Annotated in this window: 13 protein-coding genes; 5 read left to right on the forward strand and 8 right to left on the reverse strand. The window is 64.5% G+C overall.

What is annotated here, in order from left to right; translation table 11 throughout:
* Positions 1-16: 16 nt before the first annotated feature.
* The 6 genes from UNPA324_RS00495 to cysG all read right to left on the reverse strand — a co-directional run bounded on the left by UNPA324_RS00495 (position 17) and on the right by cysG (position 5774).
* Positions 17-1018 (reverse strand): sulfate ABC transporter substrate-binding protein, encoded by a 1002-nt coding sequence (locus UNPA324_RS00495; protein WP_164936598.1) that lies wholly within the window; start codon positions 1016-1018, stop codon positions 17-19.
* A gap of 120 nt (positions 1019-1138) precedes the next feature.
* A complete protein-coding gene (locus UNPA324_RS00500) occupies positions 1139-1870 on the reverse strand; it encodes a phosphoadenylyl-sulfate reductase (RefSeq protein WP_128922140.1) in 732 nt (243 codons plus the stop codon).
* Positions 1867-2382 (reverse strand): DUF934 domain-containing protein, encoded by a 516-nt coding sequence (locus UNPA324_RS00505; protein WP_128922141.1) that lies wholly within the window; start codon positions 2380-2382, stop codon positions 1867-1869. Before UNPA324_RS00505 ends, UNPA324_RS00500 begins: the two co-directional genes overlap by 4 nt.
* On the reverse strand, positions 2369-4024 hold the full coding sequence (locus tag UNPA324_RS00510) for a nitrite/sulfite reductase (protein ID WP_141932932.1): 1656 nt from the start codon (positions 4022-4024) through the stop codon (positions 2369-2371). Before UNPA324_RS00510 ends, UNPA324_RS00505 begins: the two co-directional genes overlap by 14 nt.
* A gap of 11 nt (positions 4025-4035) precedes the next feature.
* On the reverse strand, positions 4036-4353 hold the full coding sequence (locus UNPA324_RS00515; RefSeq protein WP_128922143.1) for a DUF2849 domain-containing protein: 318 nt from the start codon (positions 4351-4353) through the stop codon (positions 4036-4038).
* On the reverse strand, positions 4350-5774 hold the full coding sequence (gene cysG, locus UNPA324_RS00520) for a siroheme synthase CysG (RefSeq protein WP_141932934.1): 1425 nt from the start codon (positions 5772-5774) through the stop codon (positions 4350-4352). Before cysG ends, UNPA324_RS00515 begins: the two co-directional genes overlap by 4 nt.
* 244 nt (positions 5775-6018) lie before the next feature.
* Here cysG and cysD point away from each other — a divergent pair, with 244 nt between their 5' ends.
* The 4 genes from cysD (at position 6019) to UNPA324_RS00545 (ending at position 11676) form a co-directional block, all read left to right on the forward strand.
* Positions 6019-6813 carry a sulfate adenylyltransferase subunit CysD gene (cysD, locus tag UNPA324_RS00525; RefSeq protein WP_128922145.1) on the forward strand — a complete coding sequence of 265 codons (795 nt, stop codon included), beginning with the start codon at positions 6019-6021 and terminating at the stop codon, positions 6811-6813.
* A 21-nt stretch (positions 6814-6834) separates the two neighbouring features.
* Positions 6835-8751, forward strand: a complete 1917-nt coding sequence (cysC, locus tag UNPA324_RS00530; protein ID WP_128922146.1) for an adenylyl-sulfate kinase — start codon at positions 6835-6837, stop codon at positions 8749-8751.
* 396 nt (positions 8752-9147) lie between these two features.
* Positions 9148-11313, forward strand: a complete 2166-nt coding sequence (locus UNPA324_RS00540; RefSeq protein WP_128922147.1) for a malate synthase G — start codon at positions 9148-9150, stop codon at positions 11311-11313.
* A gap of 162 nt (positions 11314-11475) precedes the next feature.
* Positions 11476-11676 (forward strand): CsbD family protein, encoded by a 201-nt coding sequence (locus UNPA324_RS00545; RefSeq protein ID WP_027553924.1) that lies wholly within the window; start codon positions 11476-11478, stop codon positions 11674-11676.
* A 130-nt stretch (positions 11677-11806) separates the two neighbouring features.
* Here the strand turns inward: UNPA324_RS00545 and UNPA324_RS00550 are convergent, their stop codons facing one another.
* The gene (locus UNPA324_RS00550) at positions 11807-11962 is read right to left on the reverse strand and encodes a Thivi_2564 family membrane protein (RefSeq protein ID WP_008546817.1); all 156 of its coding nucleotides are present in this window, start codon (positions 11960-11962) and stop codon (positions 11807-11809) included.
* A 414-nt stretch (positions 11963-12376) separates the two neighbouring features.
* Here UNPA324_RS00550 and UNPA324_RS00555 point away from each other — a divergent pair, with 414 nt between their 5' ends.
* Positions 12377-14470: a methyl-accepting chemotaxis protein gene (locus tag UNPA324_RS00555; protein ID WP_128922337.1), complete on the forward strand. Its 2094-nt coding sequence runs from the start codon at positions 12377-12379 to the stop codon at positions 14468-14470.
* Positions 14471-14720: 250 nt separating this feature from the next.
* Here the strand turns inward: UNPA324_RS00555 and UNPA324_RS00560 are convergent, their stop codons facing one another.
* Positions 14721-15374: a DUF2865 domain-containing protein gene (locus UNPA324_RS00560; RefSeq protein ID WP_141932936.1), complete on the reverse strand. Its 654-nt coding sequence runs from the start codon at positions 15372-15374 to the stop codon at positions 14721-14723.
* Positions 15375-15380: the final 6 nt, after the last annotated feature.

Raw genomic sequence — 15380 nt, forward strand, 5'->3', positions numbered from 1 at the left:
CTAAGACAGCTCCCGATCAGTTCTTGTAGATCAGGTCAAAGATACCGCCGTCGGCGAAGTGCTCCTTCTGCGCCTTGGTCCAACCACCGAAAACGTCGTCGATCGTAAATAGTTCGACCTTGGCGAAGGCGTTTTCGTACTTCTTGGCGATCTCGGCATCGCGCGGACGGTAGAAATTACGCGCGGCGATCTCCTGACCTTCCTTCGTGTACCAATATTGCAGGTAGGCGTCGGCCGCGTTGCGCGTGCCCTTCCTGTCGGCCACCTTGTCGACGATCGCGACCGGCGGCTCGGCGAGGATCGATTGCGGCGGCGCCACGATCTCGAACTTGCTGGCGCCGAACTCCTTCAGCGCGAGGAACGCCTCGTTCTCCCAGGCGAGCAGGACGTCGCCGACGCCGCGCTCGACGAAGGTCACGGTAGCGCCGCGCGCGCCGGTATCCAGAACCGGCACCTGCTGGTAGAGCTTTCCGATGAAATCCTTGGCCTTGTCGGCTGAGCCGTATTTCTTCTGTGCGAAACCCCAGGCCGCAAGATAATTCCAGCGCGCGCCGCCCGACGTCTTCGGGTTGGGCGTGATCACGGCAACGCCGGGCTTGAGCAGGTCGTCCCAGTCCTTGACGGCCTTGGGATTGCCCTTGCGCACCAGGAACACGATGGTGGAGGTATAGGGTGACGAGTTCTGCGGCAATCGCTTCTGCCAGTCCGCCGCCGTGAGGCCCTTGGCCGCGATCGCGTCGATGTCGTAGGCGAGCGCGAGCGTCACCACGTCGGCCTGCAATCCGTCGATCACGCTACGCGCCTGCGAGCCGCTGCCGCCATGCGACTGCTTGATCTCGACGCTCCTGCCGGTCTCCTTCTGATAGGCATTCGCAAATGCCTTATTGAACTCGGCATAGAGCTCGCGCGTCGGGTCGTACGACACGTTCAAGAGGTTGATGTCAGCGGCGAGAGCCGAGCTTGCCAAGAAAACCGTCAAGACGAGGCCTGCAGCGAGCGGAACGATACGGCGCATCATGTCCATCTCCATTCACTTCACTGACGCCGGTGTCAGCGAAGGCAGGCGAAACTCGCGGCGAAACGCGCTTAAGTCAACGAAACCGGATTTTCTTGTTCGCAGCGTGGCAACGTAGCTGTGCTACGAGGTCTTCATCGTATGGATGCCGCATTCTGTCTTGGCTCGGCCGCGCCAGCGACCGGCGCGTTCATCCTCGCCTTCGGCCGTCCTGCTCGTGCAAGGCATACACCCAACTGACCGGAAACCGGAGGCGACCAAGGGGTGACGCGGCAATTTGGCGCGGACGAAAATTGCCTCGAGTTCCTCGCGCGAGACGTTGGCGAAGGGATTGAACTTCAACCGCGCACCATCGTCCTCGACGACCGGAATATCGGTGCGCGCATTGCCCTGGAAGCGCTTGCGGCCGTTGAGCCAGGCATCAAAGGGCTTCAGCGCGCGCGCCAGCGGCTCCACCTTACGGATGCGGCAACAGGCGTCGGGATCGGAGAACCAGAGCTCGCGCTCGGGATCCTCGCGCGACAGGCTCTCCTCGGCCGGCTTGATCGAGCGGACATCCTTCAGACCCAGCGTCGCGATCAGCGTGTCGCGATAGGCGAGCGTCTCCTCGAACAGCCAGCCGGTATCGAGGAAGATCACGGGGATGGCCGGATCGACATCCGCCATCACCTTCAGCAGCGTCGCCGATTCCGTACCGAAGGACGACACCAGCGCCAGCTTCTCGCGCCCGACCGTCTTCAGCGCCGCAGTGATGATCTCCGCAGGCGAGGCATCGCGCAAGGCGCGATCGAGCTCCTCCGCGGAAGGCGGCGCAGAGACGGAGACCGGAGCGAGCTGAGACGGAACGACGTTCACGTGCCGACACCCTCGGAGTGACGCAACTGCATGCGCCGGTGCAAAGCCGTGATGCGGCCGTCGCCGGTCGGCTGGTAGAACACCGAATAGCGCTTTGCAGTCTGCATGAAGGCTTCCGCGTCGGCCTGCTTCTTGACGTCGAACGAATCGAAGCCGGCGCGCAGCATGAACACGAACTGGTCACGCAACACCTGGCCGGTGGCGCGCAATTCGCCGCGATAATTGTAGCGCTCGCGCAGCAGGCGAGCCTGGCTGTAGGCACGGCCGTCGCGGAAGGTCGGGAATACCAGCGCGACCGTCGCAATCTTGCCGAGATACGGCACGAGCTCGGCGATGTCGCGGTTGTTGGGCCAGATCACGCCGACCTTGCCCGAACGGTTGAGCAGCGTGTCCGCCTCGCCCAGGAAGCGTTCGGCCGGCACCAGGACGTCGCCGCCCTCGGGCAGCGGCGTGTCGACGGCGAGCTTGACGAAGCTGTCGCCCGTGATCTTTCCGCCGTTAACGAGTGGCATAGACGCGCTCCTTGAAGGGTTCGACGCCGAGGCGCTTCACGGTGTCCATGAACAGCTCTTCGGGCCGCTCGCGCAGCGCCAGATAGGCTTCCACGATGTCCTCGATGACGTCGGCAACCTCGTCGAACTTCACGCCCGGCCCGATCAGGGTGCCGAGCGCGGCGTTCTCGTCGGCTCGGCCGCCGATGGTGATCTGGTAGACCTCCTCGCCGTTCTTCTCGACGCCGAGAATGCCGATATGGCCGACATGGTGATGGCCGCAGGCGTTGATGCAGCCGGAGATGTTGATGTGGAGCCGGCCGATCAAATTGGCGAGCTCGTGATTGGCGAAGCGCCGCGTCAATTCCTGCGCGATCGGGATCGAGCGCGCATTCGCCAGCGAGCAATAATCGAGCCCGGGGCAGGCGATGATGTCGCTGATCAGATTGACGTTCGGGGTTGCGAGGCCGAGCTTGTCGAGCGCCTTCCAAAGCGCCGGCAGGTCGCGCTTGGCGACATGCGGCAGCGCCAGGTTCTGCTCGTGGCCGACGCGAATCTCGCCGAAGGAATATTTGTCGGCGAGATCGGCCAGCGCATCCATCTGCTCTGCGGTGGCATCGCCCGGAGGCCCGCCGGTGGGCTTCAGCGAGATCGTGACGATCGAATAGCCCTGCACCTTGTGCGGGGCCACCGAGTTCTTGCGCCACGCCTCGAAATCCGGATCGGCCGCGGCCTGGCGCAACTCGTCCGGCATGTGCGGCAGCTTCTCGTAAGGAGGATAGGTGAAACGCGAGCGGATGTCCTCGATCACCTCGTCGTCGATCTGAAGCGAGGAATTGCGGATATGCTGCCACTCGTCCTCGACCTCGCGCGAGAATTTCTCGATGCCGAGCTCGTGCACCAGGATCTTGATGCGCGCCTTGTAGATGTTGTCGCGGCGGCCGTACTGGTTGTAGACGCGCAGGATCGCCTCGATGTAGCTGAGGATGTCGCGGCCATGCACGAAGTGCTTGATGGTCTTGGCGATGAACGGCGTGCGGCCGAGACCGCCGCCAACCAGCACCTCGAAGCCGGTCTCGCCCTTCTCGTTCTGGATCAGGCGGAGGCCGATGTCGTGGATCTTGATCGCGGCGCGGTCATGGTCCGACGCGGTGATCGCGATCTTGAACTTACGTGGCAGGAACGAGAATTCCGGATGCAGCGTGGTGTGCTGGCGGATCAGCTCCGACCAGATTCGCGGATCCTCGATCTCGCCGGGCGCGACGCCGGCCCACTGGTCCGAGGTGACGTTACGCATGTTGTTGCCGGAGGTCTGCATCGCATGGATGCCGACCTTGGCAAGATCTTCCAGCGCGTCCGGCAGTTCGGCGAGCTTGATCCAGTTGAACTGGATGTTCTGCCGCGTGGTGAAGTGGCCGTAGCCGCGGTCGTATTTGCGCGCGACATGGGCGAGCGCCCGCAGCTGGTTCGTCGCCAGCGTGCCGTAGGGGATCGCGACGCGGAACATGTAGGCGTGCAATTGCAGATAGACGCCGTTCTGCAGGCGCAGCATCTTGAACTCGTCCTCGGTGAGTTCGCCGGAGAGGCGCCGCTTCACCTGGTCGCGGAACTCCGAGACGCGCTCGTTGACGAGCGTGCGGTCGATTTCGTCGTAAGCATACATAAGAAGATGCCTTAAGCCTGAGCCGACTGTCCGATGGTCACACCGGTGCGGCGGATCTGTTCGCGCAGATTGCCGGGTTCGATCCCGCCGTCCGATCCGACCTGCACCGGGGCGATATAGGGTCCGATCGCGCCGACGTCATCGGCGACGGACTCCGCAAGCAACGCCTTGGCCTCGTCGGAGTTGCGCACGATCGCGGCTTCCGAGAGGTCCGCGGACCAGCTCTTGGCGGCGGTGCGGTAAACCACGATGCCGTCCCAGGTGCGGTTGGCGGTCACGACCGAGGGGCCGGCGATCTTGATCTTCTTCTGTTCGAGCGGGGAGGTCATTCGGCTGCATCCAATAGGTCAGAGATGATTTGGTTGGGTGTCTGGCGGCGAAGCGAACCGGTATGACGGACCACGTCGCCGATGATGAGAATGGCGGGACCGCCATCAGCCCGCCGTGCGAGCTCGGGGAGGTCTCGAAGCGTGCCGATCGCGCCCTGTGCATCGGGACGCGTGACGCGGGCGAACACACCGACCGGCGTCTCCGGCGAACGGCCGGCGGCGAGCAGGCCCGTGCGCACGGCAGGTGCAGCGGACACGCCCATGTAGACGACGATGGTCATCTTGGTGTCGGTCAACGTCGACCAGTCCGCGGCTTCCGCGTCGCGCGCCTTGTGTGCGGTGAGGAAGGTGATGCGGGTCGCCTCGTGACGGTAGGTGAGCGGCACCTCGAAATCGGCGGCACCGCCGAGGCCTGCGGTGATGCCGGGAATGATCGAATAGGCGACACCGGCGGCGCGCAGCGCTTCAATCTCTTCGCCGCCACGCCCGAACACGAAGGGATCGCCGCCCTTCAGCCGCACCACCCGCTGGCCGGCTTGCGCGGCCTCGATCATGCGCTGGTTGATGGCGTCCTGGCCGATGCCGGGCCTGCCGACGCGGCGGCCGACGGCAACGCGCGTGGTGTCGCGGCGGATGCGGTCGAGAATTTCGCCCGAGACCAGCTCGTCATGGAAGACGATGTCGGCGTCCTGCAATGCGCGCAGTGCCTTGATGGTGAGCAAGTCTGGATCGCCGGGGCCGGCGCCAACCAGCGCCACCGAACCTTCTGGCTTGTCGGCACGCGCAAATTCGGAGGGATCGGCAATCGCCTTCAGCGCGACGTCCGCCTCGCTCTTGCGACCGGCGAGCACGGCGGCACCGATCGGACCGTCGATCACCCGCTCCCAGAAGCGGCGGCGCAGCGGAAACTCGGCGATGCGCTCGTTGATGGATTTGCGGAAGCCGCCGATGAACTCGGCGAGTTCGCCGATGCGCGCCGGAAGCAGCGCCTCGATCTTCTCACGCACGCGGCGCGCCACCACCGGCGATGTCCCGCCAGTGCCGATCGCGACCACGACATCGCCGCGGTCGACGATCGCCGGAAAGATGAAGCTCGAATGATCGAGATCGTCCATGACGTTGACGGGCAGGCCGAGCGCCTTGGCGCGAACCGACATCGCCACGCCGATATCGCCTGCGCCTGCGCAGACGACGGCGATGACGCCCGAGAGATCGGCGGCGAGCGGATCGCCCGTTAGGATTTCGATGCGCGCCGCGTCTTCCGCGCTAAGGCCGAGATGATGATTGCCGTCGATCGCATGCACGCGGATGCGCGCGCCGGCGGAGGCGAGCACGCGCAGCTTAGCGCGCAAGAACTCGCCCATGCCGATGAGAACCACCGGCCCGGCCTTGAGATCGAGGAACATCGGCAAGAACCGCATACGATACTCGCTTCCCCCACATCGGGGTTGACTGGAATTATTTTCTATATATGTGTCGTTTCAAGCGCGCAAAGAGAAAATTTTTTCTTCTCCTTGGCATCGCGACTATAGAATTTTCGCCTCCAAACGCAAAGTGGCAGAGATGCATCTTCTCAAGGACGATTCCGCTTCTGTCGGAATGAGCAGCAAAGCCCCCGTCGCACGCGCGGGCTCGCAAGAATTTTCTGTCGATGTTGCGCCGAGCATGGACCATCTCGACCAGCTCGAGGCGCAGAGCATCTACATCTTCCGTGAGGCCTTCGCGCGGCTGAAGAAGATCGCGCTGCTGTGGTCGCTCGGCAAGGACTCCAACGTCATGATCTGGCTGGCGCGAAAAGCCTTCTTCGGCAAGATGCCGTTCCCGGCCCTTCATGTCGACACCGGCAAGAAGTTTCCCGAGATGTACCGCTTCCGCGATCACTACGGAAAAGAGTGGGATCTCGATCTGCGCGTCGAGCCCTGCCCGCCCATCGATGCCGTCGATCCGACGCTGCCGCCGGCCGCTCGCTCCGCAGCGCGCAAGACCGAAGGCCTCAAGATGGCGCTCGGCAAATATGGCTTCGACGGCCTGATCGCCGGCATCCGCCGCGACGAGGAAGCGACCCGCGCCAAGGAGCGCGTGTTCTCGCCGCGTGGCCTCGAGGGCAATTGGGACGTGCGCGACCAGCCGCCGGAGTTCTGGGACCATTTCAACGCCTCGCCGCCGCAAGGCGCGCATTTGCGCATCCACCCGATCCTGCACTGGACCGAGGCCGATATCTGGGCCTACACCAAGCGCGAGAACATCCCGATCATCCCGCTCTATCTGTCGCAAAACGGCAAGCGCTACCGCTCGCTGGGCGATCAGGACATTACCAATCCCGTGAATTCGGCGGCGTCCAATATCGACGAGATCCTGATCGAGCTCGAGCAAACCAAGATACCGGAGCGCGCGGGGCGCGCGCTCGACCACGAGACCGAGGACGCCTTCGAGCGCCTGCGCGTCGCCGGCTATCTCTGATCTCAAGGACGCGAGCGCGATATGAACATGATCGTCACCCCAACCTCGCCCGCCACGCCGAACGGCACCACCCGTCCGCAAGTGCGCATCGTCATCGTCGGCCACGTCGACCACGGCAAGTCGACGCTGGTCGGCCGCCTCTTGCACGAGACCGGCAGCCTGCCCGACGGCAAGCTCGACATGCTGAAAGCCGTCAGCGCACGGCGCGGCATGCCGTTCGAATGGTCGTTCCTGCTCGACGCGCTGCAGACCGAGCGCGACCAGGGCATCACCATCGACACCACGCAGATCCGCTTCCGCACCAATTCGCGCGATATCGTCCTGATCGACGCGCCCGGCCACGCCGAATTCCTGCGCAACATGATCACTGGCGCCTCGCAGGCCGACGGCGCGGTGCTGATCATCGACGCGCTCGAAGGCGTGCGCGACCAGACCCGGCGGCACGGCTATCTCTTGCATCTGCTCGGCGTGAAGCAGGTCGCGGTCGTCGTCAACAAGATGGACCGCGTCGACTTTTCCGCCGATCGTTTCAAGGCGATCAGCGACGAGATTTCCGCGCATCTGAATGGCCTCGGCGTGAAGCCCACGGCCGTGATCCCGATTTCCGCCCGCGACGGCGACGGCGTCGCCGAGCACACCGATCGGATCGGCTGGTACAAGGGACCGACCGTGGTCGAAGCGCTGGACAGGCTCGAGCCGGCGCGGCCGCTGGAGGCGCTGGCGCTGCGCCTGCCGGTGCAGGCGATCTACAAGTTCGACGACCGCCGCATCGTGGCGGGCCGCATCGAATCCGGCAGCCTCAAGGCCGGCGACGAGATCGTGATCATGCCGGCCGGCAAGATCGCCAGGATCAAGACGGTCGAGAGCTGGCCGGTGACGCCGGTCACCGGCCGGCAAGGCGCCGGCCGTTCGGTCGGCATCACGCTCGACCGCGAATTGTTCATCGAGCGCGGCGACATCGTCGCGCATGCGAGCACAGCTCCACGCGAAACGCGCCGGCTGCGCGCGCGGATTTTCTGGCTGCACGACAAGCCGCTCGCCAGGGGCGACCAGCTGCTGGTGCGTTGCGGGCCGAAGGAAAGCCGCGCCACCGTGGTCGCCATCGAGAAGGCGGTCGATCCGGGCGAGCTCTCGAGCAGCGAGAACAAGGCGATCGGCCGCAACCATGTCGGCGAGATCGATATTTCTCTTTCAAATTCGATTGCTACCGATCCCTACACCGAGAACCCGCGGACCGGCCGTCTCGTGATCGAGATCTCCGGACGCATTGCCGGCGGCGGCCTGGTGCTGTCGGTCGATGCCGGCCAGCGCGCCGTGCCCGTCGATATCGTACCGGTGGAATCGGCCCTGCGTCCCGACGAACGCTCCGCGCGCTATCAGCACAATGGTGCCGTGGTCTGGCTCACCGGCCTGCCGGCGTCCGGCAAATCGACGCTCGCCAAGGCATTGGAACGGCGGCTGTTCAGCAATGGCGGCTCGCCGATCCTGCTCGACGGCGACACGCTGCGCGCAGGTCTCAACAGCGATCTCGGGTTCTCTGCCGCGGACCGCAGCGAGAACATCCGCCGCCTCGCGGAAGTCGCGACGCATCTGGCGCGTAACGGCCACATCGCCATCGTCGCCGCCGTCTCCCCGGCCCGCGAGGATCGCGCGACCGCGCGCCGCATCGCCGACACCGTCTTCCGCGAGATCCACGTCGCGACGCCTGCCGAAGTGTGCGAGGAGCGCGATCCCAAGGGCCATTACAAGAAAGCGCGCGCCGGCGCGCTGGCCTCGTTCACGGGGATCGGCAACGACTACGAGGCGCCGCAAGCGGCCGAGCTCGTGATCGACACCTCGACACGAACTGTTACCGAGGCCGCCGATGAGATCGAGCAGATGCTGAAGACAACGGGCGTGCTGTTCGACGAGGCCGTGGACCTCGCCGCGAATATTTGAGGGGCGCGCTCCGCTTTGGGAGCACACTTCGCGCCACATCAATGGTGTCGTCCTGGCGAAAGCCGGGACCATACCGCGTGATCTATCGACTACGAGCGGTCGAAGTACCGGACGTCGGTCCTCCGCCAAACTCCTCCCTGGGGTAATGGGTCCTGGCTTTCGCCAGGACGACCCGGGATTGAGATCGCGCTTATTGCATTGGCAGAGGACGCCAAGGGCGCGTTCCGAATACCGCCCGCCCCACCCAATCTTGACATTTTGACAAGCCCCCGGGGGTCTTCTCACCGCCCCGGTTTTGGGGCTAATAGGGCCCGAAAGCTGCCCCCTGTGGGCGCATTTTGCTGCTGTCGGGTCAAAAGCAGCCAAAAACAGCCATTTCCAACAAGAAAGCCCATCATGAAACGCGTCGACGCCCACGGATTGAAGATCGCCCCTGTCCTGTTTGATTTCATCGCCAAGGAAGCGACCCCGAAAACAGGGATTGCGCCGGATGCGTTCTGGGCCGGGCTTGCCGCCATCATCCAGGATCTGGGGCCGAAGAACCGCGCATTGCTGGCGGTGCGCGACACCCTGCAGGCCAAGATCGACGACTGGCACCGTGCCAACAAGGGCAAGGCGTTCGACCTCAATGCCTATACCGCCTTCCTGAAGGAGATCGGCTACCTCGTCCCGGAGCCGGCGACGCAGAAGGTCGAGACCGCCAATGTGGACGAGGAGATCGGCAAGATCTGCGGCCCGCAGCTCGTGGTCCCCCTTACCAATGCGCGCTATGCGCTCAACGCCGCGAACGCGCGCTGGGGCTCGCTCTATGATGCCTTCTACGGCACCGACGCAATCCCGCACGACGCTGCCGAGAGCGGCAAGGGCTACAACAAGGCGCGCGGCGACAAGGTGATCGCCAAGGCCAAGGCGTTCCTCGATACCGCCGTGCCGCTCGCCACCGGCAGCCACACCGACGTCACCGCCTACAGCGTCGTCGCGGGGCAGCTTGCAGTGAAGCTCAAGAGCGGCAACGCCACCGCACTGAAGAACGCGGCGCAGTTCGCCGGTTTCCAGGGCGATGCGGCTTCTCCGAGCGCGGTGTTGCTCGTCAACAACGGCCTGCATGTCGAGGTCAAGATCGACCGCAGCAGTGCGATCGGCAAGGACGATCCGGCCGGTGTCGCCGACATGATCATGGAGTCCGCGGTCTCCACCATCCTCGACATGGAGGACTCGGTCGCCGCAGTCGATGCCGAGGACAAGGTGCTGGTCTACCGCAACACGCTGGGCCTGATGAACGGCACGCTGTCCGCCGATTTCGAGAAGGGCGGCAAGACGCTGACGCGCTCGCTCAACGCTGACCGCAGCTACAAGACGCCCGACGGCAAGGGCGAGCTCAAGCTGCACGGCCGCAGCCTGCTGTTGATGCGCAATTGCGGTCACCACATGTTCACCGACGCGGTGCTGGACGAGAAGGGCGAGGAGATTCCGGAAGGCCTGCTGGATGCCGCCGTCTCCGGACTGCTCGCCATCCACGACCTCAAGGGCAATTCCAAGGTCAAGAACAGCCGCACCGGCTCGGCCTATATCGTCAAGCCGAAGATGCACGGCCCGGACGAGGTGTCGCTCACTTGCGAGATCTTCGACCGCGTCGAGAAGATGCTGGGCCTGCCGGAGAACACGCTCAAGGTCGGCATCATGGATGAGGAGCGGCGCACCACCGTCAACCTCAAGGCCTGCATCCAGCGCGCCTCCAAGCGCATCATGTTCATCAACACCGGCTTCCTCGACCGCACCGGCGACGAGATCCACACCTCGATGGAAGCGGGCCCGATGATCCGCAAGAACGAGATGAAGGCGCAGGCCTGGATCAAGGCCTACGAGGACTGGAACGTCGACATGGGCCTGACCTGTGGCCTGCCCGGCCATGCCCAGATCGGCAAGGGCATGTGGGCCGCGCCCGACAAGATGGCGGACATGCTGGCGCAGAAGCTTGGTCATCCGCAGGCCGGTGCCACCACCGCCTGGGTGCCCTCGCCGACCGCCGCGACGCTGCATGCGCTGCACTACCACCAGGTCAACGTGATCGCGCGGCAAGAGGAGCTCACCAAGGGCGGGCCGCGCGCAAAGCTCTCGGACATCCTCACCATTCCGGTGTCGAAGTCGAACTGGGCACCTGACGACGTCAAGCAGGAGATCGACAACAACTGCCAAGGCATCCTCGGCTATGTCGTGCGCTGGATCGATCAGGGCGTCGGCTGCTCCAAGGTCCCCGACATCCACGATGTCGGCCTGATGGAGGATCGCGCGACCTTGCGCATCTCCAGCCAGCACCTCGCCAACTGGCTGCACCAGGGCGTCATCACCGAGGCGCAGGTGATGGAATCGCTGAAGCGCATGGCGGTTGTCGTCGACAAGCAAAATGCGGGCGATCCGATCTACAGGCCCATGGCACCCGCCTTCGACGGCGTCGCTTTCAAGGCCGCATGCGACCTCATCTTTAGGGGGCGCGAGCAGCCAAACGGCTACACCGAATACATCCTCACCGCGCGCCGCCGCGAAGCCAAGACTCTGGGATAAAAGGGCTCTGGGATAAAAAGGCGCTCGGCTGAGCCAAGGCACAGAAACGTCAAAAGCCCCGGCCACGCCGGGGCTTTTTCGTTGGGCGAAACGCCGCGGCGCGCCGCGGAACAGGCTGCGCGGCGCTCGCGTTGTCGGGCCATCAACCCACGGGAGATGGTCATGGACTGGAATCGGATCGAAGGAAACTGGAAACAGTTCAAGGGCTCGGCCAAGGAAAAATGGGGCAAGCTCACTGACGACGACCTCAAATTGATCGAGGGGCGCCGCGAGCAGCTCGAGGGCCGGCTCCAGGAACGCTACGGCAAGGCCAAGGACCAGGTTCGTCAGGACGTCGACGACTGGCTGAAATCGCTGCACTGAAGCGCGCGAACGAAGCCCCGGCGAAGGCCGGGGCTTTTTGTTGCAGCCCCCCGGATGAGCGCAGCGACATCCGGGACCTCTTTGCGGCATCCCGGATATCGCTTCGCTTATCCGGGCTACGATACCTTCGCTAGAACACCGCGAGATATTTCAACAACGACACGATGCCGATGATGATGACGATCACGCGTGCGATCTGCTTGGCGCGACCGTCCATCGGCAGCATGTTGATGAGATAAAGTACGAGAATGACGACGAGAAAAGTGACGAGCACGCCCACCAACATCGCGAGACCCCCTTCAGGCAAATTGCGATTATTGTCCTAACGCCTGTCTCTCGCGCCGGTTCCATTCTGGCAACCCATTGCAACTACTAATATAATGCGATCGGCCGACCTGCCCGCGGGCGCCGAAATGACTTTCGGCCTCGATCAAGGACATCAGCCAGCAGGCCTCCCATGCGGCGCAGGCATCGCCGGCCGCGCCGCCAGTCAGGCGCGCGCGACCGAGGATACCGTGCGCAGCCGGCCGGTAATTTTACGGCAGGAACACTGCCTAAGTTTTTACTCTTTTCGGGCCAAATGCGCTTCACGCGCTCGCCACCGGCGGGCGCGTCTGCTGCGTGCATCCCTTGGTCTTTCGAACTTCGTGGGACTGCCGTTCAGGACCACGAACTCGAAATGCTCACCCCAAGGTATCCGATGCTCAATCGCTTGACCGTATCCACGCTGCTGAAGGCGGTGATCCTCTCCACCGCACTGATCGTCGTCATCGGCTTCTCGATCAGCGCCTGGAGCTCATGGGGCCGGCTTGCGCAGGCCAACCGGATCGTCGCGGTTTCTGCCGCCTCGACCGAAGTGTTCAAAGCGATGGCCAACATTCGGGCCGACCGCTCGACCAGCAACCGCCAGCTCACCTCCGATGTCGCGTTGGACAAGGACATCGAGAAGTACATCCGCGAGCTTCGTGGCGCCCTGATGCCGGCGCTGGCCCGCACGCTCGAGATCCTGCCCACGACCGACCTCGCGCAGCGCGAGGCGTTCCTCGCCGACTTGGGCACGCTGAACAAGACGCTGCTGGCGGCACAGGCCGAGTTCTGGACCGAGGTCGTCAAGCCCAAGGCGGAGCGCCGCGCAGGCCTCGCCAAGGAATATGTCGCGACGGAAGATGCGCTGATGACGCAGCTCGAAAAGCTGTCGGGCGCGCTCGCCGCCAGCGTCAATCACCAGGACGCGACCATCGATCAGCTCCTGACCATCAAGCAGATGGCTTGGCTGCTGCGTAACACCGCCGGCGAATCCTCGCAGATCGTCGGCAATGCCCTCAACGCCGGCAAGATCGCTCCCGAGGTGCAGCTCACCTACACCAAGCTGGTCGGCGGGACCGACACCGCCTGGACCGCGATCGAGCTGGCCGCCTCCGGCATGCCATTGCCGCCGGCGCTGGCGGCTGCGATGACCGAAACCAAGTCGACCTATTTCGATCCGCAATACGCCGCCACGCGCGACGGCGTCATCACGACGGTCGCCAAGGGCGAGAAGCCGTCGATGACCGCCAACCAGTGGAGCCCCTATTCGGTGCCCCGCATGATGACCGCGGTGAGGCTCGCCGACGCGGCCCTGCAGGCCGCCAAAGACCACTCCGCGTCGCAGCGGGCGACCGCGGTGCAGTCGCTGATCGTCAATACCGCCCTCCTCGTCGCCGCGATCGTCCTGACCGGCGCTGCCATGCTGGCGGTCAGCCGCCGCGTGATCACGCCGCTGCACCGGATCCGCGACGCCATGCTCGAAGTCGCCGGCGGCAATCTTGCCGTCGACAGCGGCTATCTCGAACGCCGTGACGAGATCGGCTCGCTCGCCGGGGCGCTGGAGACCTTCAAGCAGCAGGCCATCGACAAGCTCAAGATCGAAGAACAGGAGCGCGAGCGCAACGCCGGTGCCGCCGCGCGCCAGCGCGCGATGGAGGCCTATGTCGGCGAGTTCGAGGGCGTGGTGCGCAAGTCGCTAGGCGAGTTGAGCGAGGCTTCCGGCGAAATGCGCAAGACCTCGGGCGACCTGTCCGCGGTATCACGCCAGACCAATGAACGCGTCGAGATCGCAGGCAAGGCCTCGCACGAGGCCTCGAGCAGCGTCGAGAGCGTTGCGGCGGCCGCCGAGGAGCTCTCGGCCTCGATCAACGACATCAGCCAGCAGGCCGCCCATGCGGCAGGCATCGCCAGCCGGGCCGTCAATCAGGCGCGCGAAACCGACAGCACCGTGCAAGGGCTGGCGCAGTCGGCGGGACGCATCGGCGAGGTCGTCGGTCTGATCAACACCATCGCGGCACAGACCAATTTGCTGGCCCTGAATGCCACGATCGAGGCTGCACGCGCCGGTGAAGCCGGACGCGGGTTTGCGGTCGTCGCCTCCGAGGTGAAGTCGTTGGCGAGCCAGACCGCCAAGGCAACCGAGGAGATCTCCGGGCAGATCGCCGACATCCAGAAGGTCGCAGGCGACGCCATCAATGCGATCCAGGCGATCGGTGGCATCATCGGCGAGGTCAACGAAGTCGCCACCGCGATTGCCGCCGCCGTGCAGGAGCAGGGCGCGGCAACCCAGGAGATCACCCGCAGCACGCAATATGCGGCGCAGGGCACCAAGAACGTCTCGGACAACATCGCCGGCGTGAAGGCCGACGCCGATACCGCCGCCGGCGCCGCGGACAACGTCAAGCAGGCCTCCGAGACGCTGGAAACCCAGAGCCGGCAGCTCGGCCAAGAGGTCAGCGACTTCCTGGGCAAGATCCGCGCGGCGTAAGACCGGGAGTCAGGTTTCGGCGCGTGCCACAATCTCCCGTCTCATTCCCGCGAACTCAGGAGATCCATAACCCCAGGGAGTGGTTTGGCGCGAGTTGGTCAATCCGAATCTTCGCCAAATATCTCCCTGTGGCTATGGGTCCCGGATCAGCGCTCGCTCCGCTCTCTTGTCCGGGACGACAGTGAGAGTGAGGCGCAAGCATCGCACCACACAAGATGTCGCCTCGGCTTTCGCGGAGCCGGCGCCACCCCTACTCCTTCGCCACCACGGGCACCTGGCGGAATTTGGCGCGCACCGACTCCGGCAACGGCGAAAAGTTCATCGCGACGCCGCGGCGATCGCTGGCGTTGCGGCTGGCGACCACGAGCCCGTCGGCGCCGGCGACGATGTCACCCTTCCGTAAGGTAGGATCGTCCTCGACCTTGACCTGCGCCAGCCCGACCGGGTCCTTGCCGTTGCAGGTGCAGCCCGCGACGATCTCGTTGCGATAGCGGAACGCATTCGGCAGGTCGGAATAGGACTTTCCATTCTCTGTCGTGGAATCATCGATATTGCTGCCATAGACCAGCGACGTCTCGGACGCCGGACAGAAGCTCTTGCAAGATTGCGCCTTGCTCTCGGCATCATTGCCTTGCGCCGGGAAGTAGCGGCCATCGCAGCTGCGCACGCAATAGGCCGCGCCGCCACCATAGGCGGCTCGCTGCCGCGGCGCGTCGTAACGCGGCATGTCATCGTTGGGGAAAGGCATCCGGATCTCCGGCGGCGACCGCATCCGGAAGCCGCCGAACAGGGCCGAGAAGAAGTCTTCCGCACGCGCCGACGGCGTCGGCGCTAGACCGAGGACGACAACGGCGAGCATTGCCGCTACGCCAACGGCCAGTTTGCGGATCGCGCGTTTACTCATGTGACC

It is taken from the genome of Bradyrhizobium sp. UNPA324 (genome assembly GCF_006658635.1).
In the GTDB taxonomy this organism is placed as follows: Bacteria; Pseudomonadota; Alphaproteobacteria; order Rhizobiales; family Xanthobacteraceae; genus Bradyrhizobium; species Bradyrhizobium nanningense.